Source organism: Pseudomonas sp. Tn43 (assembly GCF_014192635.1).
Taxonomy (GTDB): domain Bacteria; phylum Pseudomonadota; class Gammaproteobacteria; order Pseudomonadales; family Pseudomonadaceae; genus Aquipseudomonas.
This window is the reverse complement of sequence record NZ_JACHYG010000002.1, coordinates 590,251-615,117: the sequence shown is the minus strand read 5'-3', so window position 1 is coordinate 615,117 and position 24,867 is coordinate 590,251. Positions and strand designations below refer to the sequence as shown.

Below are 24,867 nucleotides of genomic sequence, written 5' to 3'. Positions count from 1 at the left end.
CTAACCCATGAGCCCGGATATCGAAATGCTCACCCCCGAGTCCACCGTCCTCCAGAGCTGGCACCACAACGCCCGATCCTGGATCGAGGCCGTCCGTACCGGCAGCATCGAAAGCCGCCTGCAAGTCACCGACCAGGCCATTCTGCTGGCGGTACTCAGCCGCCAACCCGAGCACGTGCTCGACCTGGGCTGCGGCGAGGGCTGGCTGTTGCGTGCGCTGGCTGACCGCGCCATCCAGGCGGTGGGTGTGGATGGCGACGCTGCGCTGGTTGAGGCGGCGCGGGCGGCGGGCTCTTCGCGGGTGCATTTGGCAAGCTATGAAGAGTTGGCGGAGGCGAAAGTAGACATTGGCAACAACTACGACCTGATCTGCGCCAACTTTGCCCTGTTGCACCAGGACATCATTCCCCTGCTCGCGGCCATGAACGCCCTGCTCGTTCCTGGCGGCACGCTGGTGATCCAGACTGTGCATCCGTGGACCGCGTCGGTGGGCGATTATCAGGATGGTTGGCGGGAGGAGACCTTCGCTGGGTTCAAGGGGCAGTGGCAACCCATGCCGTGGTACTTGCGAACACTGTCCAGTTGGTTCAATGCCCTGGACATGGCCGGCTTTCGGCTGGCCGGCTTGCAGGAACCGCAGCACCCGCAAAGCCCTATGCCGCAGTCGTTGCTGCTGGTGGCTGAGCAAAACCCACCCATTACCGCAAAAGTAGTCGCGGCACTGGGGGCTGACTGACAGGCATCACGGCCCCGTCGGGATAATAGCTGTGTCGATCAGTACCGATAGGTTGCCTGCACTGAAATTCCATTCGCACTATTGTTGTAGTTGGCACTGTATTCCGGTTGAAGTCCGGAGGTGTTCGAATGCTGTACTGAGGCTTTTGAATCCCAGAGGTAGCCATACGCAAAATCTACCGTCAGATCGGCAGTCGGCGAATAAGCGCCGCCCAAGGTCACGGCCTGGCGATTCCCGACCGGAACGCGCACGCTGCGGTCGGCATTTCCAACCGGTGCCTGATCATAGGCATAGCCTGCGCGTATCAGCCATTGCGGGTTCAACTGATAGGATGCGCCAACCGCGGTGGACCAAGTGTCGTGCCAGTTCATCTCTTCGGCCACACGCCCCAGGCCAGCAGCCTGGCCCATGGCGGAAACATCGCTGTTGATTGCTTCGATCTTTTGAATCCGGCTCCAGCGTGTCCAGGTGGTCCCCAGATAGCCGGTCCAGCGACTATTGAATCGATGGGTGATGGACGTATCCACTGATTCGGGCATCGTAAGATCTATCGTGGTGTCATACTTTCCGTCCAGCGGGATAATGCTTGGGGAGCCGGAAACCTCAGTGTGCCCTTCGAGCTGATAGTTCACCTTCGAGTGATAGGTAATCCCCCACCGGGTTGACTCATTAAAGTCGACCAAGAGTCCAACGTTGTAGCCAATCGCCGTGTCATCGCCCTTGATGGTAACCAGGGTGTCCTGGCCGTTGTTCAGGGCGCCGGTTGCCATGTAATTCTGAAGCTTTGCATTGAAACGATTCAGGGTCGGTCCACCCCCGATAGATACGTGATCATTGATCCGATAGGCAATGGTAGGCTGCAGGGTTATCTCCTTGGTCGTGCTGTAGGAGCCATGGTAGCGACCTTGAAAAGAGCCCTCGTAATCATTGATCAGGCCACTCGGAGCATAGAGGCCCAGCCCTACCGAAAGACGCTCATCAAGCGGCGTCGACATATAGGCAAAGGGCACGACGCCCAAAGGCACCGAATCTCCCTCGTTTGTTCCTGCGGCACTGCCCTGCGCATCACTGATGTCGTCACTCACCGAAATGATCGCGGCACCGCCGGAAATCTCACTGCGCTTCAACTTGGTCAGGCCAGCAGGATTTCCATAGATGGTGCTGGCGTCCAGCGCCGAAGATGACCTTCCCGCATAAGCAGTTCCCGCGCTGCTTGCACTTTGTTCGTTTAGAGCAATGCCATTGGCACTTGCAATGGAAGAGGCGCTGAGCAGGGCCATGGCGCTGGTGAACTTGATCCAGACAGCATACTTTCGCTGAGTAAAGAAACACGGGGCCACACGGCTATTCAGTTTCATTGTCCACCTCTTGTTTATTATTTTTGTTGATTGCACGCAGGCAAGGCTTCGCCTTCCTGTGCACTTTTCAGTGCCGGTTGGAATTGATCGAAGTTGTGTAAAAAGCCCTGACTGAACAGCGCCAGGGCACGCGAATCAGAGACTCAATTAAGCCATTCGGTTTGAAAGCTATAACGCCCCAAGAGCGGAGCCAGGACTTCCTGGGTAGTTCCGGCCCGGATGCAGGCGACATGCCCACGGCGATTGTCCTGCACGACCTCAACAGCAATATTCGAAAGCCCCAGGCGCTCCACCTCTTCCTGGACTACTTTGGCAATCTCCCGCTGTTGCAAAGCAGGCTTGAATATCTTGCCCACGGCAGTCAGTGGCAACGCATCGAGGATTTCAATGCGCTTGGGGACTGCTGCCCGCTCACTGATGTTGAGATGAGCGAATGCCTCAAGTTCTTCGGCGTTGCAGACTTGCCCGGGACGCAGTTGAACGTAGGCGACTGGCACCTCGCCCGAGTAGGCATTGGGGCTGCCGATTGCAGCGGCCAAGGCGACGGCGGGATGCGTCTGCAAAGCCTCCTCGATTTGCTTGGGATCAATGTTGTGGCCGCCGCGAATGATCAACTCCTTCTTGCGTCCGGTCAGCCAGAAGTAACCCTGCGCATCCTGGCGACCCAGATCGCCCGTATTCAGCCAGCGCTGACCGTCGATATCGATCCAAAGGCCCTGGTTATGACGCTCCTCCAGATAGCCCTCGAAGAGGTTCGGACCACTGACCGTGATGAGGCCGATTTCATCCACGTTGGCGTCGCGCAGGTAATCTCCAGAATCATCGAGCACGACCGCGCGCATACGCTGGTAGGCGATCCGTATCCCGATGGAGCCGACACGGCGCTCGCCATGGGGCGGATTGATCGAGGAAACGCAGGTGCCCTCCGTCAGCCCGTAGCCTTCAAGGATCTTTACCCCGGTCCGGCGCTCGAACTCCCGGAAAAGCTCAGCCGGCATGGGGGCGGCACCACACATCGCATAGCGAAGACTGGACAGGTCGCAGCCCTGCCATTCATTTTGCAGAAGCGCAGCGTAGACAGTTGGCACGCCGGAAAAGAAGTTGATACCGAAGTGCTCGACCATCTCCCAGAATCGTGGGATCACCCCCTCGCCACGATAGCCATGAGGTGTGCCGAGGATCACATGGTCGCCTTGAGTCCAAGGCACCAGCCCCGTCACCAGTTGTCCATTGACATGAAACAGCGGCAGGCCACAAAAGATGACCTGGCCACCACTGCGTGGCTGCAAATGAGCGGCTACGGCCCATGCATTGAACACTTCAGAGCCATGGCTGCGTGCGGCAATCTTGGGAAGCCCGGTGGTGCCGCCCGTACAGATGTAGGAGGAGCATTCATTCTGGCGGATTTGCCGACCACTCTTCAGGTATGTGTGCGACTGAGTACTCATCAGCGATTGCCAATCGTGGATCGCGATATCTCGGTGTAAGTCTCGTTCCTTCAGTGCCGCTGCTTTCAGGGCTCCACGCACGGGTTCGGCGACATAGGGCTCCATGCTGACCCACACGACAGACCTGACCGTGGGCAACTGATCCAGTTGCGAAGCCAGTTTGGGCCACAGATCGCTGCCCGCCGTCGGTGCGAGCGTCACTACCACGGATGCCTTCGCAGCATCCAGCAAGCCAGCTATCTGCTTGGCCTCGAGCAGCGGATTGATCGCCATGACGATGCCCGCCGCCTCCCCACCCCATATCGTGAAATGGGTTTCCGGCAGATTGGGCAAGATAAAGGCAAGGACCTCGCCCGGCTTTATACCCAAGTCATGGAAAGCATTCGCCGCGCGGGTGATATCCCCGAAGAGCTGGGAATAGCTCCATGTGTAGGTGCGCTTGAAATCGGCGGCATCGGCAAAAAAGCTTAGCGCCGGTGCCTGTGGGGAGCGCCGGGCTGCCTGTCGCAGCGCTTCATAAGTGCTGGATGCCAGGCCACGTTCCGACAGGGGGATTTGTTCGAGGCTTTCGATGTCACTCAGGGTCTGCACAATCATCAGGCTTGCTCCACGACTCGGTTGCGTTGTACACCGAGGTCGACCACACCATCGGCGCTGCGAATGCGCGCCTCGACCACGTCACCTGGCTTGAGGTATTGCGTCCGACCTTCCTGCGCCTTGAGGAAAAGCTTCCATTTGGTGGCCTCCGGCATCAGGGCCGCAATACGCTGTTTGGCAGGCGAAGGCACCGTGAGCGCACAGCCGGCAGGCGTACCGGTGGCAATAAGGTCGCCAACGGCGAGATCTTGCACGGAGGAGAGCTCGGTAAGGGTTTCCGCGGGGCCGTAAACCAGATTGGCCGTGCTATCGTTCTGTCGCACTTGATCGTTGACCGTCAGGCGCAGTTGCAGCTCTTTCAGGTAACGAATATTCGTGGCATCCAGAAGGCAGAGGTACGGCCCGACCGGACCGAAAGTGCGGAAGCTCTTGCCCTTGTAGAACTGCATCTGAGGAATCTGAATGTCACGAGCCGAGTAGTCATTGACGATGACGACGCCTGCAATGAACTCATGCAGATTGGCGTCGGTGACAGCAACAGCGCCGGTGATCGCGCGTTTCATCACCAGCCCCAGTTCGATCTCGTAGTCGAGGAAGCGCACGGTGCGCGGCTTGATCAGGTCGCTGTCAGCGGCCACCAGGCAACTCGTCGCCTTGGTGAAGATCATGTTGAATTTCTTCGCATCCGGGTCCATGCCCGACTCGATCATATGCTGACGATAGTTGGCGCCCTGGCAGACGAACTGCTGGTTGCGCGTCACCGGCGACAGCAGTTTCACTTCGCCCTCCGCAAGCTCCGCACCTTTCAACTGAGCGAGGTCGTCGATACTGTTCTCGCGAATGAAATCACCGGTGGTTTCAAAAGCACCGGGGACAACCGTGATACGGCCCTGGCGTAGCACGCCCCAGTGGATACCGTTCTGAAATTCGAAGCGGACTACGTGTACAGCAGACATTGAAGGTACTCCTGGAGCGGCGTTTGTCCCGTGCTCGGCGGCGCGAGAACTGTGGTGTTGTTCTGAGGGTGGGCTGGCAACGCTGTAGACCAACGAGCCGCCGACGATCAAGGCGCCGGCTTTGAGCACATCCCGACGGCCATATCTGGTTGCATTGCCCGACATGGCGGCTCTACCCGAACATCCGCATGAGTGTTATCAACTTGCGAATGCTCAAGTCCGGACTGCGTCGCAGGTTGCGCAACAGCGCACGCAGATTGGCCAGGCTCATCTTCGGTTTTGTAAAACGCTTGGGCATGCGTTGCCCCCACTGCGCCATTGCCTCGGGGCTCACGGGATGAATGCCCGTAGGCTGTGCAGCCGTGAAAATATCTCCGTCGCAGTAATGCTCGTGCTTATCGCCCCAAGGGTCTTGCCAGTAATCGAAGATCTGACTGCCCAGGATGTGTCGGCCGATGCCCCATGAGTGCACCCAACCGCGCTCGCGCAGGACGCGCTGGCCCATGCCCACAGCGTCTGCATCGACGACCTCATAGGCGCTATGGCTATAGGTCGCCATGAACCCTTGCGCTATCGCGAGCGTATGGTGATCCGCAGGAGTGTCACCAAGTTCAAGGCGCATAAAGGTGACAATAGGTGTTCCATCGGGGAGCACCTGCACATCGCTGGGAATAAACCCGAAGTGCTTCGTATACCAGGCACAGGTCGCCTGGTAGTCGGCCACTTCGATGACGATGTGGCCCAGTTTAAGGATTTCAGCCGGAGCGATCGGCGGGCGCTGCGTGGCGTTGATTCGCGGTTGCTCTTGCGCCAGATTCCAGGAAAGAGGAGCCCGGTGTCCCAGCGTTATACCTGCCGTCTGATCGCAAACAGCTTCCACGATGAATCCGGAAGGATCGGTGAGTTTGACGCAATACCCACCACCAGGATGCTCTGATTTTTCTACCAATGACGCGCCTGGGATACGCGTCAGTTTTTCCAGATCCTTGAGCGACTGGACTGCCAGTCCGAACCCGATAAAACGTGCATGTTCTGCACGATGAACACGGTAACAGTAAGCAGTGGGGGCGGTGGCGCGCAGGTAAAGCGTATCGGCGTCCTGCTGACTGACCGACAGGCCGAAGTCGGTCAGGAACCGCGCCGCTTCGTTCAAGTCCGGCCGTTGAAAGATCAGGTGCGTCAACTCCTGGGCCTTCACCGTCGGCTTCGGATGCCGGGCAGGTTGTGGTGTCGCTAACCGGGGCATTTCATTTTTGTGGGTCATTGTTCTTGTTTTCCGGGTTTTTCAGGGTAAAGCCGTCCCCGCACCCCTGAAAATCCAGGGGCGTCTGGTTGACTCGGTTAATGAATCAGTCGAGCGAAGGCAGTGCTGGCAACTCGGTGATCGCCAGCGCCCTAGCCTCTTCGGGCGGTACGCCCAATGCCCGCAAGACCAGCTCGGCCGTGTCAGAGCCCGATTCGCGCCAGGTTTTGTGGCCTTCCAGTACCAGGAAAATCGAGCCCAGGACACTGCTCGATATCAGCGTCATTACCGAAAGCAATTGCCCTTTTTCAAACGTGTACCGCCCACTGGACAGTCCGCTCAGAAGATCCGTCGTCGCTTGGCTGCTGAACATTTCGCGCAACGAAGCATTGCTCATGGCGAATTTATGGATGAACGCCCCCCACTGGGACTCTTCGTGCGCTCGACGAATGAACAATCGAATGCCATTGGCAAGGCGCTGCGCTGGATCAGAAAGGGAATTGAAGCTCTTGTTGACGCGCTCATGCATCTCCTTGGCGAGATGGCTGGCGACCGCCTCGAACAGGCTTTCCATGCTGTCGATGTTGCTATAGACCGTTCCGCGCGCCACGCCTGCCTCTTGGGCGAGGTCAAGAATGTTCACTTGTGAGGTGCCTCTTTCAGCGAACAGGCGAAAGGCGGCTTGATGAATACGGCGCTGTGTTGGATTCAGGGATTCCACGGTTCTCTCTCCAGGATTACCTTATGGTTCGATTGAACACTTGTGTTCAGTTTACGTCAACAACGTTTTTTGAATTAAATACGTTTTTCTCAATGACATCCTTTCTATTACGTAAAACTGGTGGGTAGATTGGATATGGCAGGATCGTTGCGGGGTTTTACACATTGACACAACTGAACACGCGTGTTCAGCTATATCGTGTTTCTGGCTCGCCGTCCCGGCAGGTCATCAAACCGGCCCATCGATGCAAACCAAGAGTTCAAGAACCTGAGCAAGCACTGTACAGACGGTGCTCAAACGGTATGACCCTTAGATGGCTGGCCGAATTCTCATCAGCTGAAGGACAGAACATGACCGGCTCAAAGCTCTTCAAACCGCTTCGTTTGCCTAACGGCATGGTGATTCCAAACCGGATCGCAAAGGCTGCCATGGAGGAGAATCTTGCCAATGAAGATCACGCTCCAGGGGATGCGCTGGTTAGGCTCTACCGGCGTTGGGCGGACGGTGGGGCCGGCCTGATCATCACTGGCAACGTCATGGTTGACCGGCACGCCTTGACCGGCCCCGCTGGCGTAGTGCTTGAGGACGATCGGAACCTGGCCAAATTCAGGCTCTGGGCCGATGCTTGCCGCAGTCGCGGAGCCCAGGCCTGGATGCAAATCAATCATCCCGGACGGCAACTATTGGCCTCCATGGGGCAATCGGCACGGGGCCCCTCCGCGGTGGCTGTCGACATTCCCGGACTATCAAAGGCCTTTGTGCCACCCAGGGCTTTGAAGGAGCGGGAGATCGAAGAGCTGATTGAGCGCTATACCCAGGCTGCAGTGCTGGCTGAGCGTGCCGGATTCACCGGCGTGGAGATTCATGCAGCGCATGGTTACCTGTTCAGCCAATTCCTCTCCCCCTTGACCAACCGGCGTAGCGACCGTTGGGGTGGCAGTCTGGAAAATCGCGCGCAAATTCTCCTGCAAACCATCGATGCGATACGCCTGCGAGTGGCACCGATCTTTTGCGTCGCTGTGAAGCTCAATTCAGCAGACTTTCAGCGCGGTGGTTTCGATGCCGAGGATGCGGCTCGTGTGGTGGAAATGCTCAACGCCAAGGCGGTCGACCTGGTCGAATTGTCCGGTGGCAGCTACGAAAGCCCGGCGATGCAAGGGCAAACCCGCGATGGCAGCCGCCTGGCTCGAGAAGCGTATTTTCTCGAGTGCGCGGAAAGAATAGGAGAAATCGCGCGCATGCCGCTGATGGTCACCGGCGGTGTGCGCAGAAAAGAAGTCGCGGAGCGAGTGGTGAGCGGCTCGGTGTCGATGGTGGGGCTTGCCACTGCGTTGGCAATCGAGCCAGCCCTGCCAAGCCAGTGGATGGCAGGTCAGGACACTGAAGTGGAGCCCATCGTCGTCCCCTGGAAGAACAAGGCGCTGGCGTCGCTTGCCGTGGCGTCGGTGGTCAAGAAGCAACTCGGCTTGTTGAGCCAAGGCAAACAGACAAAACCCAGGACGTCGCCACTCATGGCATTGATCGGCAATCAGCTGAAGTCTCGTCGCCAGACGAAGAACTATCGGCAATGGATTGGCCGGGCTTAGCACCGGCCGAGGATGACATCAGGACTAGGGTAGCGGCTTACCGGCGATTTTCTTGGCTCTTGCAGGCGTTACGCCCAGCGCCTTGAGAATCATTTCCGCAACCAACAGATCGTGATCCGCCACTACACGCCCTTCGACAACCGAACGCATGGCTCCGGTTGTGCACGATACGACCATGTCCAGGGCAATCCCTTCGTCCTCATAAGCGAAAGTCCCTGCGCTCAGACCGTCACGCAGGTCGCCCAGCACATGGGCGGCCAAGCGCGAGCGCATGGTCTGATCGGAATGAATGATGCGCAGCAGTGCGTTAGCCCATTGATGGTCGTACGCGGCTCGGCAGATGAACATGCGCACGCCAATCGACAGGCGCTGCGCACCGCAGTGCACGTCCGAGCTCAGGGCGGAAATGGCATCGGAGAACTCGCTCGCCATGGCGATGCCAACCGCCTCGAGGACTTCGTCACGCGTTCGAAAATAGTTGTAGATGGTGCCGTTGGAGACCGCGGCCTCCGCGGCGACATCGAGCAGTGCAATCTCCCCCACTTCCTTGCGTGCGACCAGGCGCAACGCCGCGTCCACCAGGCCGCGACGGGTGCGTTCCCGCTTCTTGTGGCCTCGAGTGAGAGGCTCTTGCTCAGTTGCTTCTGAAGGAAAAATGGGGGAAGGCATCTTTACGCTCTTAATCGAGGAGGCTCGTTGATGGTAATGGAAACGTTGTCGGCAGTGGAGTCGGCGCTACCCATCAGGATCTGGCAGTCTCGAACCAGGCTGCCTGCCTGTGCGCCGGGAGCGTGGTGCATGATGATACGGTCGGGGCGGATCACGACAAGTGTGCCTTTGGCAGCCAGCGGCAGGATGTCATGGTTCAGGTCTTCGATGAAGTCGCAAGCGCTGTCGGAGCGCTGACCGCAGGCTCCGATCTGCAAGAAGTGACCTCCCATCTGTATCCAGGAAAAGACCTCGGCAGCGCTCAGCAGCGACAACGGATCGACACCGAACCCCACCAGGGTCAGGTTGTGTCCAAGCGCATCGTCGCTCAGTTGGATCTGCTGTTGCGTGTTGCGAACCCAGGCCTGGGGAAACAGGCTGCCACGCACCAGTTTGTCGCCACGGCGATGACGCATGAACAGACCGTTTTTGAAGATGTTCTTCGGTTTGATGTCCAGTTGTTCGAAGTACTTTCTGGTAGCGGGAGTCAACGCCAATGTGCGCATCAGGCCATGGATGAAGAAAGCGGCGACCTTGTTTCTCGGCATCACCAGACGGCCCATGAGTTTTGCCAGATTGATCATCGCCTGGGCATGGGGGCGGCGCTCTACGTCATAGGTATCAAGTACTGAAGGCGCGGCTTGGCCGTGAAGGACCCAGGCCAGTTTCCAGGCGAGGTTGGCGCCATCTCGAAGCCCCGCGACGAGCCCTTGCCCGACAAAGGGGGGAGTAATGTGGGCGGCATCCCCCACCAGGAAAACGCGCCCCTTGCTGAATCGGTTGCAGCAGCGCGCGTGGAATCGATACACCGCCTTGCGCTCGATTTCCAGCGCCTGCGGATTGATCCAGGGCGCGATTAGCCGGGCGATGCTTTCCGGGCTTTCCAGCTCTTCCCGGGATTCGCCTGGGTGCAGCATGAACTCCCAACGCTCTCTTCCGCCAGGAGCGGGCATGTGCGGCGTTGGGCGCTTTGGATCACAGAGAAACTCAACGTGATCAATGGCGGACTTATGCCGGTTTTTTACGTCGACAATCAGCCAATCCTCTGCATAGGTTTGTCCTTCGAACTCCTGACCGATCAAGGCCCTGACCCTGGAGCTGGCACCATCCGCACCGATCAGGTATCGGGCGCGAATGAAATGCAGATGGCCGTCCTGGTCCCGAACGGAGGCGACGACACAATCCGGCTCCTCGACCAGATTCTCGAGCTCGAAGCCACCCAGGCTGGTCACTGACTTGAGCCCGCAGACCTGTTTACGCATCGCGTGTTCGAGGTCGGGTTGATAGAAAGTCACCAGTTTGGGGTGGCCGTCGATGCACCCGGCGGTGTTGGCTCGACTGAATTGCCCGAGGACCGGGGAATGCATCTTCACTTCGGGGATAACGATCTTCTCGAAAGCATCTTCCGACAAGCCGGCGAGTTGCAGGATGCGCAGCGCCTCGTTGTCCAGAGCGATCGCGCGGGGCATCAGGAGAACCTCATGGGTCTTGTCCAACACCAATGTGTTCACGCCATAACGGCCGAGCAGCGCCGCGATTGTCGCCCCTACCGGGCCGTTACCGACGACCAGCACATCGACGGCGGCGGGAGGCGATTGCAAAGCTTTTTTGTTGTTGTTCATCTCGAGCCCTTGTTGTGATTGAAGTGGTGAGACGTGGAGATCTCATCGTCAGGCAAGGCCAAGGTATGTAAAATTGAGAGATATTTCAATATTGAAATGTTCGTCATTACTTTTTCGAGATCATTACCGCACAGGAACAAGGTCATTGAGGTTATGCCGAGGATCGGTTTTCCGACCGATGAAGCTTGGCTTGCGAGCCGATCAGCGTTGTTATTGAAGTAATGACTCAGTGCTAGAAACTATATTTTTGTCTTCAGGAATCCAACGTGGCGCGTGCGCAGCCTCATCCGAACCCAGTCCAGCTCCGCTTCGTCGAGTTCGAGCTCAACGAAGCCAACGCCTGTTTGTTACGTAACGGAGAAGCCGTGGCGTTGGCGCCAACGCCCTTCACTCTGCTGTGCGTACTTGCGCGCCAGCCTGGGTCGCTGGTGACCAAAGATGCCTTGCTTGATGCCGTGTGGGGGCATAGGTTCGTCAGCGATTCAGTGCTGAAGACGGCCATCAGCGATCTGCGCAAGGTGCTGGGCGATGACCCCAAGCAGCCCCGCTTCATTGAGACTGTGTCGCGGCGCGGCTATCGCTTCATCGCCGCGCCATCCCCTACCCCTTCGATGCCCCCGGCATCCGCGACGGTGCCGGCGGCCGGTGCATATCCGTCGCCGTCATTCATCGGTCGCACCGACAAACTTTCAAAACTGCAGCGCGCGTGGGAACGGGCTTACGGAGGGCAACGCGCAGTAATCTGGCTTGCCGGAGAGCCTGGGATTGGCAAAACCACGTTGATCGAGCACTTCCTCGCCAGTCTTGGCGACATCGCCTGCGCACGCGGCCATTGCGTGGAGCACTACGGCACCGGCGAGCCGTACCTGCCAGTGCTGGAAGCGTTGGCCGATCTGTGCCGCAGTGACCCCGCCCTGCCGACGCTGATGCGCGCCGTGGCACCGACCTGGCTGCTGCAACTGCCATGGCTGAGCACCGCGCAAGAGCGGGACGCGTTGCGGCGCGAGCTTGCCGGCATCGGTCCGGATCGCATGCTGCGGGAAATGGGCGAACTGTTGGACCGCTACACCGAGCACCGGCCACTGTTGCTGGTAACCGAAGACCTGCATTGGAGCGATCGAGCGACGGTCCAGCTCATCGACTATGTGGCGCGACGACGGGGCCGCACCCGGCTTATGTGGCTGGCGAGTTTTCGCGTCGCCGAGGTGGTGGCGCTCGATCATCCGCTCAACTCGTTGCGCCACGAACTGCGCCTGCAACGTCTGTGCGAGGAAGTGGTACTCGATCCATTCTCGGAAACCGAGGTCGCTGACTATGTCGCGCTGCGTTCGGCCTCTCTGGCCCGCGATGAAGCTTTCGTGCGAGCCCTGCACGAGCGCACCGACGGTGTACCGCTGTTCGTGTCATCAGTCATCAGTGAAGTGATGGACACCACGGACGACGATGCCACCATCGAAGCCCGGCTGGCGGGAATGGCGGTTCCCGAGAACCTCGCGGCCATCATCGATCACTACATCACCAAGCTCGGACCCGAGCAGCGTGCGCTGCTTTCGGCGGCAGCGGTAAGTGGAGTCGAATTCCGGGTCGAGACAGTTTCGCAGGCCCTCGAACGCGACCTCGCTTCGGTGGCCGACGCCTGCGAGGAACTGGTGCGCGAGCAGGTATGGCTCACGCGGTCGCGAGCCGCCGAACTTGAAGAGACGGTGGAGCTACCCTACTCGTTCCGCCATGCCCTCTTCCGCCAGGTACTGTACGACCGCACGCCGCGCTCATTGCGTATCCACCTTCATCGCCAGGTTGGCACTGCGCTCGAACGCGAACGCATGGCCGGCGTGCCGGTTGCTGCCTCGGAGCTGGCGACGCACTTCGACCGGGCCCAGCAGCCAATGATCGCGTTGCATTACTACGCCGAGGCTGCGGAAGCCGCGCTACTGCACTTCAGCCCGGCTTTGTGCATCAGTCTCACCGAGCGCGCGATGGTCCTGCTGCGCCAAGCGCCAGCAGGGATGGAGCGCGATACGCTCGAAATCACCTTGACCACGCTGCAGGGCGTGTCGGCGTTCCATACGCTCGGTGTCGGCAGCGAAGCCAGGAACGCGTTCGAACGCGCCTACACGCTGCTAGCGGATGTACCCGAACATCCGATGCGCGGCCGCCTGCTGCACGGATTCGGCTATCTGCTCGGTCTGCGCGGCGACTATGCGCTGGCGCTGGCGGTAGCGGAACGTGCCGAAGCCCTCTCGTGCGAGGCTAACGATTCAGCACTGATGCTGGTGGCGTGCATCGTGCAGGGCGAGGTGCATCATCTCCAAGGGCGCACGCGGACGACCCGCCGATGGCTTGAGCGCGCACTTGCAATCGCCGAGTCGCTGGACATCGGGACGAACGAAATATTTGCGGCCGACCCTCAGGTCATGCTGCACGGCATGCTGGCCATAGAACTCGTGCGTTCCGGCCTGGTTGAGCAAGGCCAAGCTCATATGCAACTGGCGCGGACCCGCGCACAAATGCTTCGCCAGCCTATGACCTGGTTGGTCGCCACCTGGCAGGAGGTGTTGATCGAGGTGCGAATGGGAAACCCTGTGCGTGTGGCGGCGCTGGCTGACGACATGCAAACGCTGGTCGACGAGTATTCGCTCGCACTGGGGCGTACGGCTTGCCGCTGGTGGCGCGGCTGGGCTGACGCACGTAACGGTGCGCCACGAGACGGTTACCGCAGCATCCGCGAGGCTTACAACGAACACACCGGACTCGGCATGCGCTCCGGTGCCAGCGAGGTACTCGGCTACGCCGCCGAGGCGTTACTGCTGGCGGGTGATTACGGCGCCGCGCGAGTCGAGCTACAGGAAGCCTTACACGTTGTGGAAGAACTGGGCGAGCGCGTGTACCTGCCGCAATTGTTGCTGCTGGAGGCAGCGATTGCGCGGACGCAGGGCCGGCCCGATGCCGGCAGCCTTGCGGTGCGGCGTGCGGTTGAGGAGGCGCGCACTCAGGAAGCGCCGTGGCTGGAGCTGCAGGCGTTAGTCGAACTGTGCGGGCACCACGACGCTACGACCGAGGACTACCAGGCCCTGGCGGCGCTGCTTGACCAACTGCCCGAAACGGATGGAACCGAGCTGGTGAAACGTGCGCGCTCGCTGCTTCAGGCTGCAAAGCCTGATTGAAGAGTTAAGGTCGCAAACTTGTGGGAGCGGCGCTGTCCCGACCGAAGTCTGACCTTTCGCTTACGACTCGACCCAGGAGGCGGCCTACGCTGTCGTCGAACTTTCTTGCCCCCTGGACTGCAATGAGCCTGAACCCTGAATCCAAGTACCCCAATCGTCGCTCGTACGTCCTGAAGCTGCGCAGCGATGCCACGCCCGGAGCCCTCGCGGGCCGCCTTGAAAACCTGGTCACCGGGCGTCAGCGCGAGTTTTCGTCTGCCGAAGAATTACTGGAGTCGATTGACTCGGACCTCACGTCGGCGGCCGACGAGCACGCGGCAAATCCCGACGGCGAGTGACGCCTCCAACATGAATGAGCACTCGATATGGCGACCGAACGGCGACGTTTTGCTGACGACTTCGCGCATACCCGGGCCTTACGCTGATGCCACCTCGAATCTACACGAGTCCAATCCAATGCTGCGACTTCCCCCTTCCCTTCCGTTGACCCGCTATGCCGGACAAACGCCTCTGCAACATGCCGAACGCCTGTTCGACGTCATCGTGGGTGCGGCGCTCGCCGCGTCTATCGCGCTGGTCTTGACCGGTTGCGCTACTGAGGTCGCCAAGCCGTCGGTAAACCTGCCGGCCGGCTTCGCCGCAAGCACAGCCTCCGAAATGGAACCCGAAGCCGCGTGGTGGGAGACGTTCAAGGACCCGGTGTTGACGGATCTGGTGCGCCGCGCGATGCACGAAAACCGTGATATCAAGATCGCCGCCGAGCGTGTGCGCACCGCTCGTGCCGGAGAGACGATCAGTCGCTCCTGGCTCTTTCCGAGTATCGGAATGTCCGCCTTCGGCTCCGACCGTAGCAGCGGCTACAGCACGGCCAAGAAGCAGGGTTATCCAGATACCGAAACCGTGGGCGCCGGTCTGGACGTTTCGTGGGAACTTGACCTCAGCGGACGCCTACGCGCTGGAGCAGCGGCGGCCGAGGCCGAGGCACTGGCCGCGGAGGACGGCGTGCGCGGCGTGCGTCTGCTGGTGATGAGCGACATTGCCAGCAACTACTTCACGCTGGTCGGCGCGCTACGCCAGGCCGAAACATTACGCGCGATCTCGACGGCGCAAGACGAGACACTGCGCCTGGTTAATGCACGCCACCGTGTAGGGTTGGCGACCTCTTTCGACGTCGAGCGTGCGCAAACCGATGCCGCATCGGCGCGCGCGCAAATCCCACCGCTGGAGACGCTGGCAGCCGTATCGCGGCACCGCATCGCGGTACTGATCGGGGATCAGGCCTTTAACGCCACGAGCATCCAGCCCTCCCGTGGCAACGCGGTGGCGCCCGAGGTCCGCAAAGGGCAGCCCGCCACCCTGCTACAGCGCCGGCCTGATGTATTGGCGCTGATGGCGCAGCTCGATGCCGCCAATGCGCGCCGTAAACAAGCTGCGGCTGAATGGTTCCCGCGGCTGTTCCTCGGCGCGTCCTATGGCCGTCAGGGTCTTGAGCTGAACGGTCTGGACCTGGGCGCCGCGCGCTTCACCAATGTGGCCGGGCTACTCGCGATGCCGATCTTCAACGCCGGGCGCACACGCGCGATCAACGAGGTTGCCGAGAGCGGCCAGCGTGAGGCGCTATTGCGCGCCGAGGACGGCATTGTGCGCGCGCTCGAAGACGTGGAGAACGCCCTCGTCACGCAGACGCAAGAGCGTCAGCGTGCCCAGTCATTGCAGTCGGCCACCGAGTCCGCGGAGGCGGCACTGAGCCACGCGCAATCGCTCTACGACAGGGGGCAGATCGACCTGTTGCCGCTGCTCGACGCGCAACGGGCACGCCTGGCTGTGCGCCTGAATGCCAACGACAGCAATACCCGGCTGCTGCTCGATAGCGTGCAGCTCTACAAGGCACTGGGCGGGGGCTGGCAGGTGTTCGAACAACCCGCTACTCCCACCGCAGCCACCAAAGCCGACCGTCCATCACTTTCCTAAGAAACTGCCGTTTTTCAAAGAGGAACCGCCTTGAAAACCTCCCTTACTGCGGCCGGCGCTTTGGCCGTAGCCGTCATGCTGTCCGCGTGTAGCCCGGACCAGCCAACCGTGCAGCCACCACGACCGGTACGCACTGTTGAAATCAGCTACGACAATGCCCGCGATATCAGTCGCTACGTAGGCACCGTACAGTCGCGATATGAAGTCGACCAGGCCTTCCGCGTGGGCGGCAAAGTCGCCCAGCGCAACGTCGATGTAGGCCAGTTTGTACGCGAAGGCAGCATATTGGCTGTGCTGGATGACAGCGACTACCGCCTCGCTGAAGAAGCGTCTCGACAACAATGGACAGTTGCCATCGAGCAGACGCGCCAGGCCGATTCGGACCGCCAGCGCCTGACCGCGCTGAAGGCTGACGGTTCGGTCAGTGCGGCCGACGACGAGCGCGCGCATACAAATGCCCAGACCGCGCATGCGACCGCCGAGGCCGAGGCGCGAAAGCTTGAACTCGCACGCAACCGGCTCAAATACACCGTGCTGCGCGCCTCACGTAGCGGTGTCGTCACGGCTGTTCGCGTTGAGGCCGGGCAAGTCGTGGCTGAGGGCCAACCGGTTGTCTCGATCGCGAATCCGGATGAATCCGAGATCGTCGTCGATGTACCGGAGGATCAGTTGTCCGTCTTCAAGGAGGCGCGCTTCAAGGCCTCGCTGGCCAGTGCGCCGAACGAGATCTTCGATGTCACGCTGCGTGAGCTCTCGCCCCAGGCTGCAGCGCAAACGCGCACCTACCGCGCGCGGCTCAAGCCGATGCAGGCGCTGCCGCTGGGTGCCACTGCCACGGTAACGGCCGAGCGCGTGATGACCAGTATTTCGGTAGCGGCAGTGCCAGCCACGGCACTGACGCAAAGCGGCGGCCAGCCTGCCCTGTGGGTGGTCACGCCCGTGGGCAAGGATCCGATAGGCGTCGTCGAATTGGTGCAGGTGGCGGTGTTGGGCTACCGCAACGACGAGGTACTCATCTCCGGGCCGCAGGCTGGCGTATTGGTCGTTACCGCAGGGGTTCAGAAGATGGCATCCGGACTGAAGGTCGCGCTTCCTGGTGCGGCGATTGTTGACGCGAGCATTACGCAGCAGGCCTCCCGATGAACAACTTCAACCTCACCGACTGGGCGCTGCGCCATCGCGCCATCGTCCTGTTCATGCTCCTCATTGTCGCAGTGGCCGGCGCCTTCAGCTTCACCAGGCTCGGTCAGCTCGAGGATCCGAACTTTTCCGTGCCCTCCATGACTGCCATGGTCATCTGGCCGGGCGCCACCGCCCAGCAGATGCAGGACCAGGTCCTCAACCGCATGGAGAAGAAATTCGAGCAGATCGACAACTTCGAGAAGGTGGTCACCTACGCGCGGCAAGGCTACGCGGGCATGACGCTCACCGTACGCGGCGGCACCTCCAAAGCTGACCAGCGCGAGGCCTGGTATCAGGCGCGCAAGAAACTCAACGACCTGAACCGCGAGCTGCCTGACGGCGTGATCGGCCCGATCGTAAACGACGAATACGGCGACGTGTATGGCCTGATGTACGCGGTCAAGGGCGACGGTGTCGGTCACGCCGACCTGTCGAACGCGGCCGAGGACATCAAGCGCCGCATGCTGAAGGTGCCGATGGTCAAGAAGATCGATGTCATCGGCAAGCAAGCCAAACGTGTCTACGTTGAGTTCTCGCACGAACGCCTGGCAGCGCTGGGCATTACACCGTTGGCCATCGCCGAAAGCCTCAAAAGCCAGAACGCCCTGTTGCCCGCAGGTCAGATCGACACCCGCGGCGACCGTGTCATGGTGCGCGTGAGCGGCCAGTTCGCCAGCGAAGAGGCTATCCGCAACGTACCCATCTCCGCAGGCGATCGGCTGATCAAGCTCGGCGACATTGCGACCGTTACACGTGGCTTTGAGGATCCGCCAACCTACACAGTGCGCCACAACGGCCAGCCAGTGCTGATGCTCGGCATCACGATGACCAGTGACGGCAACATCGTCGACCTCGGCAAGGCGATGGACACGGCAGTCGCCAAGATCCAGTCGGAACTTGCGCATGGCGTGGAGCTGGAACTCGTGGCCGACCAGCCAACCACGGTGAAGGATGCCATCCTGGACTTCGGGCGAGCGCTGGCCGAGGCGCTGATCATCGTGATCGCGGTGAGCCTCGCCAGCCTGGGCTGGCGCGCCGGCCTCGTGGTCGCGACCACAGTGCCGCTGGTGCTGGGCGGCGTGGCGCTGGTAATGCTGGCGATGGGCTGGAACCTGGAGCGTATCTCGCTCGGTTCGCTGATTATCGCGTTGGGATTGCTGGTGGATGACGCCATCATCGCCATCGAGATGATGGTGGCGAAGATGGAAACCGGCATGGACCGCGTAAAGGCGGCCGCCTTCTCCTACCAATCCACCGCCATGCCGCGCCTGACCGGAGCACTTATAACCGTCGTGGGTTTCCTGCCGATCGGTCTCTCGCAGTCCACCACCGGCGAGTACGCCGGTGGCATTTTCTGGATCGTCGGCGCCGCTGTGCTGTTTTCGTGGATCTGTTCCGGCATCTTCACGCCGTACCTGGCGGTCAAGATGCTGCCCAACGACTTGGGCAAGCACCAGCACGGTGATCTTTACGATACGAAGTTCTATCGCAACCTGCGCCGACTGATCGACGCCGCCATCGAGCGTCGATGGGTGGTCATCGGTACGACGTTTGGCGCTCTGGTGCTGGCTCTGGCCTGTATCAAGCTGGTGCCGCAGCAATTCTTCCCCAACAGTTCGCGTCCTGAACTGGTCATTGACCTGCGCGTCAAGGAAGGCGCCTCGTTCGCCGCGACGACCGAGCAGGTCAAGCACATGGAGGAGATCCTGGCGAAGGACGAGGACGTGCGTTTCTTCACCGCCTATACCGGCGCCGGCGCACCGCGCTTCTATCTCTCGCTCAACCCTGAGCTGCCGAATCCAGGATTTGCCCAGTTCGTTGTAATGACCAAGGACCTGGATGCACGCGAGCGGGTGCGTGAGCGGCTAGTGTCCACGGCCGACGAACAATTCCCGCAGGCGTGGGTGCGCGTGACCCGGCTCGAGTTGGGGCCGCCTGTCGGCTACCCAGTGCAGTTCCGCGTCGTCGGCCCCGATACCCAGGTGGTGCGCCAAATCGCCCGCGACGTGGAGAAGATGGTGGCATCCAACCCGAAGGTGCGCGACCTCCAACTCGACTGGAACGACCCGGTGCGTACCCTGAAAGTGGAACTTGATCAGGACAAGGCGAGCGCGCTTGGCCTCACGCCGGCCGACGTGTCGTTGGCGACCCAGACCGTGATGAACGGCGCAACCCTGTCGCAGCTGCGTGTGCAAGAGGACCTGATCGACATCGTCGCCCGTGCCATACCTGAGGAACGCTTGAGCCTCGACACGCTGAAAGACATCAATCTCTACACGCGTCAGGGCACTGTGGTGCCATTGTCGCAAGTCGCGCAGGTACGCTCTGAACTGGAAGAGCCAGTGCTTTGGCGCCGCAACCGCGACATGGCGATCACGGTGCGTGCCGACGTGAAGGATGGCGAACAGGGCGTATCGGTGACGCAGGAGCTCCAGCCGTTGCTTAAGGATATCGAAGCGAAGCTGCCATCGGGCTACCGCATCGACGTGGGCGGCGCGGTGGAGGAAAGTGACAAGGCCAACAAGGCACTGCTGGCGGTGGCTCCGCTGATGCTGATCAGCATCCTGCTGTTGCTTATGCTGCAGCTGCAGAGCTTCTCTCGCATGTGGATGGTGGTGCTGACCGCACCGCTGGGCCTGATCGGTGTGGTGCCGGCGCTGCTGGTGTTCCAGTCGCCGCTGGGCTTCGTCGCAATCCTGGGCATCATCGCACTGGGCGGCATGATCATGCGCAACTCGGTAATCCTGATCGATCAGGTACAAACCGAGATCGCCGAAGGGCGCGACCCGTGGAATGCAGTGCTGGATGCCGCCATTCACCGAGCCCGTCCAGTGATGCTGACGGCGCTGGCCACCGTGCTGGCAATGATCCCGCTGACACGCAGTGTGTTCTGGGGGCCGATGGCTATTGCGATCATGGGCGGCCTTACGGTGGCGACACTGCTGACGATCTTCTTCGTCCCAGCGTTGTACGCCGCGTGGTTCAAGGTCGGTCGCCAAACGGTCGCTGACAGCCAACAGGTACGGGGGGATGCCGCACTCGCTTCTGAGTGATGAGTGCCGTGGCACTTTGTTCCCGACCTCACCATTATTAGAAGGGCTTACTCAGCATCGTTATCGTTCTTGAAAATAACCAAGGTCAGCCGCGAGGTTCTGCAACAAAAACGCCGCTCAGTGAGCGGCGTTTTTTTGTGCGGAAGGCGCGACTGAGAATGGGGCTCAACGGAGCAAAAGGTGACATCAAAATGAATTAAGGAAAATGACCATGACCATAGACATCAGCAACACACAATCGCTACACCGCTTCCTATCTCCGACACCAACCCCATCGCACTTGAGCTCATCGGCTGGCGGGCACTGCTTGAATGCCCGGAAGTCATTTCGATGCTTCCAGATGGTTCGCTGCAAATGATGGCGCCGACGCTCGGCGCTTCGAGCAAAAGCACGCACCGAACCCGCTGCGAGTGGAAGGAGCCGGGTTATTGGCTGTTCGCCAGCGCTGCTGACCATTGGAATCGACAAGAAATGCGCCTGACGAAGGTCAACTCGCTGCAGAAGGTCGTGATCGGCCAGATTCATGTGCAGGGTTCAGAGCGACCACCGGTGAAAGTGTTTTGGAACAAAGGCCGAATCACTATGGTGTTCCGGTCGAATTATCTTCAAGAAGATCCGGTGAACACGACGGTTCTGGAAAACGTGCCGCTCGGTGCACTTTTCAAAATCAACATTCACGCCAATTCGAGCGGCGCTGTCTCCGTTTCGGCGAGCTGCAACGGGGTCAAATCGACCTCCGCAATCATGCGCCTCGACAACACCTGGGACACCAAAACGCTGGCCTTCCACGGCGGTGTGTATAACCAGATCGATTACTCCGATACCACCGACCCCGAAGACGGTTCGGTGTGCATCATCAGCGACCTTTCCATCACCCACGCTTGATATCCTGCAGTCTATAGGAGCCAGCGGTGTGGCGATCGATGCACCGCTGGCTCCTACGAAAAGCGGATCAACCCTTTGCGCGCGGCGCATCAGGCAGCGCTTGAAAGTCATCCACCACCTTGTCTGTAGTAATGACAGCACCAAGGCCCCAATCGCCAGGCAGTTGCCAATCCTCTCCAAACATCTCCACTGGATGCATCGTGCGTTCCGAACCATTGCCGCACGCCAGGGACTTTGCCGGACAGTAAAGGTCGCATCCCCAACAGATCCGTTCGGGGTGTTTGGGGTTGGCGGGGAAGTTCTTGGCCATGCCGATCTCCGATCATTGAGTGGCGTTTTCCCAAGCTACAGCCCTTGCGCGACACCAGCCTTGATGCCTGTCAAGAATCGACATCGAGCCCCCTGCGCACTGAACCAACCCTTTAATTATTCAAAACTTGATAACAATCATTATTGTTCGCAGCAAAGCTTCCTAGACTCGGGCTCCTACTTGTCAGTGCCCAGGAAGCTAATTATGCGTACCCCTTTTTCGCTGTCCCTCGCCCTGCTCTTGCTATCGCCGCTGGCTCACGCCAAGGAATACCCGATCGGGGAACCACAGTTGTGTCCCGGGCTGGAAGTCGGGGCGGTGTATTTGCAGCCGATAGAAATGGCACCTGCGGGGATGATGCGCGCCACGGCGGATTCCGACGTCCACCTGGAAGCCGATATTCGCGCCACTGCGGACAACCGGCAGGGCTTTCAGGAAGGCAGTTTCGTGCCTTACCTGAATGTCTCTTTCAACCTGAAAAAACCGGGCAGCGCCCCCGAGATCAACGGTGATTTCCACGCCATGGTGGCCAATGACGGTCCGCACTATGGCGACAATGTGAAGCTGCTTGGCCCCGGTAAATATCAACTGACGTTCACCGTCCTGCCGCCTGGCGGTCATGGTTCGCTCGGGCGTCACACCGATAAGGAAACCGGTGTCGCGCCCTGGTTTGAACGCTGCGAACTGCACTACGAATTCATCTACGCCGGCATCGGTAAAAAAGGCGGCTATTGAATGAAGCGCCTGCGCATTGCCTGGTTGATCCTCGCCGGAGCCGTCGTGCCAGTGACGGCTTATGCCCAGTTACCCAGTTTTGAGCTGATCCTTCGCGATGGCCACTTCACGCCGGCCTTGCTGGAGGTGCCGGCCGGACAGCGCTTCAAGATTGTTCTGAAGAACGTCGGCCAAGGACCGGCCGAGTTCGAGAGCACGCCGTTGCGGGTTGAAAAAGTCTTGTCGCCGGGGGTGACGACCTTCGTGGTCATTCACCCCCTGAGGCCCGGCCACTACCCCTTCTTCGACGAGTTCAATCCGCAATTGCCCGAGGGCGGCATCCTCGCGAAATAACCTGCTAGCGCACGGAGCTTGCATGAATCAATCAATGTTCATCGTCTGGCGCGAAAGCGTCGAGGCCTTGCTGGTGATCGGGATTCTCCAGGCCTGGGCCAGCCAGCAAGGCCAGCGTAATCGTCTGGTCAAATTCCTCTGGGCCGGTGTGGTGCTGGGGTTGATGCTCTCGGGCCTGCTGGCGGTGTTGATTCTGTTTGCCGGTGAGGCCATGAGCGGGTCGGCCAGCGAATGGTTCCAGGCCACACTTGCGTTGGTTGCAAGTTTGTTGATGGTGCAGATGGTGGGCTGGATGCATCGCCACGGACGCAACCTCAACCACGATTTGCGACGACACGCCGATAGCCATCTGGCTCGACAAGGTGGCGTGGGTCTATTACTGCTGGCCATGCTCGCGATCAGTCGCGAAGGCAGCGAAACGGTGGTTTTTCTCTATGGCGCCGGCGCCCGGTTGAGAGGTCCGCAGCTTGGTTTGTTTGCCGTCGGCGGCGTATTGGGACTGGTGCTGTCGGCGCTGACCATCATGCTGCTGCACAGCAGTCGTCGATTCATTTCATGGCAGCGATTCTTTGCCATCAGCGAAGTCATCCTGCTCATGCTCGGCGCAGCGTTACTGGTCAGCGGCACCGAACGCATCGGCGGCCAACTGCTTGCCCTGGATTTGCCGGACGTGGTTTACCGCCTCGTTGGCGAAGCGCTTTGGGACAGCAGCATGTTGCTGAGCGACAGTCAGGGATTGGGTGGCTTTCTTGCCGGGTTCGCCGGTTATCGGGCAAGCCCCAGTGGCCTGACCTTGTTGGTGTGGGTCGGTTATTGGCTGGCCGTCGGCGGCTGGCTACGGCAACGAACCGCGGAAAACCTGCCATGCCCGACCTGAGCCGGCGCAATCGATGGCTCCAGCGCCTGGGTGACGGGATGCGTCGCCATGCGCCTGTCATCCGTGCGGTGCAGTGGGCTGTTGTACTGTTTTACGCGGTGCTGTTGATGACCCCGGCGCTGTTGCCGCTGCCAGACAGCCAGGAACGAATACTCGACAACCTGACCTTGCTCGCGCAGTTTCTGTTCTGGGGGATTTGGTGGCCGTTCGTGTTGCTGTCGATCGTTATGTTCGGCCGACTCTGGTGTGGAGTTTTGTGCCCGGAAGGTTCGCTCAGCGAATGGGCCAGCCATTACGGTAAAGGCCTGGGGGTGCCGCGCTGGTTGCGTTGGGGCGGCTGGCCTACCTTGGCGTTCTGCCTGACGACTCTCTACGGCCAATTGATCAGCGTCTATGACTACGCCCAGGCTGCGCTGCTGATTCTGGGCGGTTCGACCGTCGCAGCGGTCATCGTCGGGTTGTTGTTCGCCCGAGGCAAGCGGGTCTGGTGCCGCTACCTGTGCCCGGTCAGCGGTGTCTTCGCCCTGCTCGCCCGGCTCGCCCCGGTGCACTTTCAGGTCGATGAACAACGCTGGATCGAAAATGCCGCACCGCGCCTGCCGCCACCCAACTGCGCGCCCCTGCTCGATATCCGCCGCCTGCAAGGCGCCAGTGATTGCCACGCCTGCGGACGCTGCAGCGGGCAACGCGGTGCCGTGCAACTGATCGCCCGCTCCAGCAATCAGGAGATTCTCCACGCGACGGCGCAGACGCTGTCCCCTTGGGATACACACTTGCTGCTGTTCGGCGTAATCGGCTTGGCCATGGGCGCATTTCAGTGGACGGTCAGCCCATGGTTTGTCGCCCTCAAACAATTCCTCGCCCAGTGGCTGGTCGAACACGACCAACTCTGGGCCCTGCAGGACAACGCTCCCTGGTGGCTGCTCACCCATTACCCGCAGCTCAACGACAGCTTCAGTTGGCTCGACGGTTTCAGCATCGTCGCTTACCTGAGTTTGAGCTCGATCGTGCTTGGCACGGCGTTGATGCTGCTTCTGCACCTGGCGGCCCGACTGGCGCGGAATCGCACTCTGTATTGGCCCCTGGCGCTGACACTCACGCCCTTGGGCGGTGCCGGCCTGTTTCTCGGGCTGTCGGCCACCACTGTCAAATTACTGCGCTATGAAGGGCTGCTGCTGGAGTGGGTGCAACCGGCCAGGGCCTGTCTGTTATTGGCTGCGATGGGCTGGAGCCTGCTACTGGGTTGGAAACGGCTGAGTCGCGAAAATCTTTCCCGGGGGCGACGCGGGTCCGCCATCGCTTGCCTGCTCCTGGCCGAAGGCATGGTGGGATTTGGCTGGTGGTTGCAATTCTGGGGCTGGGCTTGAGTTCCCCAGCCCCCC

Annotated in this window: 19 protein-coding genes and 1 pseudogene; 12 read left to right on the top strand and 8 right to left on the bottom strand. The window is 60.3% G+C overall.

Going from position 1 to position 24,867, the window contains the following annotated elements; genetic code table 11:
- The first annotated feature begins 25 nt into the window (after nt 1-25).
- A complete protein-coding gene (locus FHW68_RS07125; protein WP_183679594.1) occupies nt 26-736 on the top strand; it encodes a bifunctional 2-polyprenyl-6-hydroxyphenol methylase/3-demethylubiquinol 3-O-methyltransferase UbiG in 711 nt (236 codons plus the stop codon).
- 38 nt (nt 737-774) lie between these two features.
- Here FHW68_RS07125 and FHW68_RS07120 read toward each other — a convergent pair whose 3' ends face one another.
- The 5 genes from FHW68_RS07120 to FHW68_RS07100 all read right to left on the bottom strand — a co-directional run bounded on the left by FHW68_RS07120 (nt 775) and on the right by FHW68_RS07100 (nt 7,059).
- Nucleotides 775-2,094, bottom strand: coding sequence for an outer membrane protein transport protein (locus FHW68_RS07120; protein ID WP_095631866.1), 1,320 nt, complete (start codon nt 2,092-2,094; stop codon nt 775-777).
- A gap of 143 nt (nt 2,095-2,237) precedes the next feature.
- Nucleotides 2,238-4,139 (bottom strand): acyl-CoA synthetase, encoded by a 1,902-nt coding sequence (locus FHW68_RS07115; RefSeq protein WP_183679592.1) that lies wholly within the window; start codon nt 4,137-4,139, stop codon nt 2,238-2,240.
- Nucleotides 4,139-5,095: a fumarylacetoacetate hydrolase family protein gene (locus FHW68_RS07110; RefSeq protein ID WP_095631864.1), complete on the bottom strand. Its 957-nt coding sequence runs from the start codon at nt 5,093-5,095 to the stop codon at nt 4,139-4,141. Before FHW68_RS07110 ends, FHW68_RS07115 begins: the two co-directional genes overlap by 1 nt.
- A gap of 172 nt (nt 5,096-5,267) precedes the next feature.
- Entirely contained in the window at nt 5,268-6,359 is a 1,092-nt protein-coding gene (locus tag FHW68_RS07105) for a VOC family protein (RefSeq protein WP_183679590.1), read from the bottom strand.
- A gap of 85 nt (nt 6,360-6,444) precedes the next feature.
- Nucleotides 6,445-7,059, bottom strand: a complete 615-nt coding sequence (locus FHW68_RS07100; RefSeq protein WP_095631862.1) for a TetR/AcrR family transcriptional regulator — start codon at nt 7,057-7,059, stop codon at nt 6,445-6,447.
- Nucleotides 7,060-7,409: 350 nt separating this feature from the next.
- On the opposite strand from FHW68_RS07100, the gene FHW68_RS07095 reads away from it, so the two are divergent.
- Nucleotides 7,410-8,645, top strand: a complete 1,236-nt coding sequence (locus FHW68_RS07095) for an NADH:flavin oxidoreductase/NADH oxidase family protein (RefSeq protein WP_095631861.1) — start codon at nt 7,410-7,412, stop codon at nt 8,643-8,645.
- Nucleotides 8,646-8,669: 24 nt separating this feature from the next.
- Here FHW68_RS07095 and FHW68_RS07090 read toward each other — a convergent pair whose 3' ends face one another.
- On the bottom strand, nt 8,670-9,314 hold the full coding sequence (locus tag FHW68_RS07090; protein WP_008067041.1) for a TetR/AcrR family transcriptional regulator: 645 nt from the start codon (nt 9,312-9,314) through the stop codon (nt 8,670-8,672).
- A 2-nt stretch (nt 9,315-9,316) separates the two neighbouring features.
- Nucleotides 9,317-10,975: a bifunctional 3-(3-hydroxy-phenyl)propionate/3-hydroxycinnamic acid hydroxylase gene (locus tag FHW68_RS07085; protein ID WP_183679587.1), complete on the bottom strand. Its 1,659-nt coding sequence runs from the start codon at nt 10,973-10,975 to the stop codon at nt 9,317-9,319.
- A gap of 266 nt (nt 10,976-11,241) precedes the next feature.
- On the opposite strand from FHW68_RS07085, the gene FHW68_RS07080 reads away from it, so the two are divergent.
- The 6 genes and pseudogenes from FHW68_RS07080 to FHW68_RS07055 all read left to right on the top strand — a co-directional run bounded on the left by FHW68_RS07080 (nt 11,242) and on the right by FHW68_RS07055 (nt 21,230).
- Entirely contained in the window at nt 11,242-14,139 is a 2,898-nt protein-coding gene (locus FHW68_RS07080; RefSeq protein ID WP_183679585.1) for an AAA family ATPase, read from the top strand.
- A 122-nt stretch (nt 14,140-14,261) separates the two neighbouring features.
- Nucleotides 14,262-14,477, top strand: coding sequence for a hypothetical protein (locus FHW68_RS07075; protein WP_183679583.1), 216 nt, complete (start codon nt 14,262-14,264; stop codon nt 14,475-14,477).
- A 118-nt stretch (nt 14,478-14,595) separates the two neighbouring features.
- Nucleotides 14,596-16,110: an efflux transporter outer membrane subunit gene (locus FHW68_RS07070; RefSeq protein ID WP_183679582.1), complete on the top strand. Its 1,515-nt coding sequence runs from the start codon at nt 14,596-14,598 to the stop codon at nt 16,108-16,110.
- A 30-nt stretch (nt 16,111-16,140) separates the two neighbouring features.
- Nucleotides 16,141-17,253: an efflux RND transporter periplasmic adaptor subunit gene (locus FHW68_RS07065; protein WP_183679580.1), complete on the top strand. Its 1,113-nt coding sequence runs from the start codon at nt 16,141-16,143 to the stop codon at nt 17,251-17,253.
- Nucleotides 17,250-20,345 carry an efflux RND transporter permease subunit gene (locus FHW68_RS07060; protein WP_183679578.1) on the top strand — a complete coding sequence of 1,032 codons (3,096 nt, stop codon included), beginning with the start codon at nt 17,250-17,252 and terminating at the stop codon, nt 20,343-20,345. The genes FHW68_RS07065 and FHW68_RS07060 overlap by 4 nt, the downstream gene beginning before the upstream one ends.
- A 211-nt stretch (nt 20,346-20,556) precedes the next feature.
- Nucleotides 20,557-21,230: pseudogene (locus tag FHW68_RS07055) on the top strand (polysaccharide lyase family 7 protein).
- A 67-nt stretch (nt 21,231-21,297) separates the two neighbouring features.
- Here the strand turns inward: FHW68_RS07055 and FHW68_RS07050 are convergent.
- Nucleotides 21,298-21,540 (bottom strand): DUF3079 domain-containing protein, encoded by a 243-nt coding sequence (locus FHW68_RS07050; RefSeq protein WP_183679576.1) that lies wholly within the window; start codon nt 21,538-21,540, stop codon nt 21,298-21,300.
- A gap of 204 nt (nt 21,541-21,744) precedes the next feature.
- Here FHW68_RS07050 and FHW68_RS07045 point away from each other — a divergent pair, with 204 nt between their 5' ends.
- The 4 genes from FHW68_RS07045 to FHW68_RS07030 are packed head-to-tail and all read left to right on the top strand — an operon-like array spanning nt 21,745 to nt 24,852.
- Nucleotides 21,745-22,275, top strand: coding sequence for an iron transporter (locus FHW68_RS07045; protein WP_183679574.1), 531 nt, complete (start codon nt 21,745-21,747; stop codon nt 22,273-22,275).
- Nucleotides 22,276-22,608, top strand: a complete 333-nt coding sequence (locus FHW68_RS07040) for a cupredoxin domain-containing protein (RefSeq protein WP_183679572.1) — start codon at nt 22,276-22,278, stop codon at nt 22,606-22,608. It begins immediately after the preceding gene.
- Between the two features lie 22 nt (nt 22,609-22,630).
- Nucleotides 22,631-23,485, top strand: a complete 855-nt coding sequence (locus tag FHW68_RS07035) for an FTR1 family protein (protein ID WP_183679569.1) — start codon at nt 22,631-22,633, stop codon at nt 23,483-23,485.
- Nucleotides 23,473-24,852 (top strand): 4Fe-4S binding protein, encoded by a 1,380-nt coding sequence (locus FHW68_RS07030; protein ID WP_183679567.1) that lies wholly within the window; start codon nt 23,473-23,475, stop codon nt 24,850-24,852. Before FHW68_RS07035 ends, FHW68_RS07030 begins: the two co-directional genes overlap by 13 nt.
- Nucleotides 24,853-24,867 lie beyond the last annotated feature (15 nt).

Bases quoted from the DNA above. Each gene is read 5' to 3' on its own strand.
- FHW68_RS07125 (WP_183679594.1), top strand. From the start codon at position 26: ATGCTCACCCCCGAGTCCACCGTCCTCCAGAGCTGGCACCACAACGCC.
- FHW68_RS07120 (WP_095631866.1), bottom strand. From the start codon at position 2,094: ATGAAACTGAATAGCCGTGTGGCCCCGTGTTTCTTTACTCAGCGAAAG.
- FHW68_RS07115 (WP_183679592.1), bottom strand. From the start codon at position 4,139: ATGATTGTGCAGACCCTGAGTGACATCGAAAGCCTCGAACAAATCCCC.
- FHW68_RS07110 (WP_095631864.1), bottom strand. From the start codon at position 5,095: ATGTCTGCTGTACACGTAGTCCGCTTCGAATTTCAGAACGGTATCCAC.
- FHW68_RS07105 (WP_183679590.1), bottom strand. From the start codon at position 6,359: ATGACCCACAAAAATGAAATGCCCCGGTTAGCGACACCACAACCTGCC.
- FHW68_RS07095 (WP_095631861.1), top strand. From the start codon at position 7,410: ATGACCGGCTCAAAGCTCTTCAAACCGCTTCGTTTGCCTAACGGCATG.
- FHW68_RS07090 (WP_008067041.1), bottom strand. From the start codon at position 9,314: ATGCCTTCCCCCATTTTTCCTTCAGAAGCAACTGAGCAAGAGCCTCTC.
- FHW68_RS07085 (WP_183679587.1), bottom strand. From the start codon at position 10,975: ATGAACAACAACAAAAAAGCTTTGCAATCGCCTCCCGCCGCCGTCGAT.
- FHW68_RS07075 (WP_183679583.1), top strand. From the start codon at position 14,262: ATGAGCCTGAACCCTGAATCCAAGTACCCCAATCGTCGCTCGTACGTC.
- FHW68_RS07070 (WP_183679582.1), top strand. From the start codon at position 14,596: ATGCTGCGACTTCCCCCTTCCCTTCCGTTGACCCGCTATGCCGGACAA.
- FHW68_RS07060 (WP_183679578.1), top strand. From the start codon at position 17,250: ATGAACAACTTCAACCTCACCGACTGGGCGCTGCGCCATCGCGCCATC.
- FHW68_RS07050 (WP_183679576.1), bottom strand. From the start codon at position 21,540: ATGGCCAAGAACTTCCCCGCCAACCCCAAACACCCCGAACGGATCTGT.
- FHW68_RS07045 (WP_183679574.1), top strand. From the start codon at position 21,745: ATGCGTACCCCTTTTTCGCTGTCCCTCGCCCTGCTCTTGCTATCGCCG.
- FHW68_RS07040 (WP_183679572.1), top strand. From the start codon at position 22,276: ATGAAGCGCCTGCGCATTGCCTGGTTGATCCTCGCCGGAGCCGTCGTG.
- FHW68_RS07035 (WP_183679569.1), top strand. From the start codon at position 22,631: ATGAATCAATCAATGTTCATCGTCTGGCGCGAAAGCGTCGAGGCCTTG.
- FHW68_RS07030 (WP_183679567.1), top strand. From the start codon at position 23,473: ATGCCCGACCTGAGCCGGCGCAATCGATGGCTCCAGCGCCTGGGTGAC.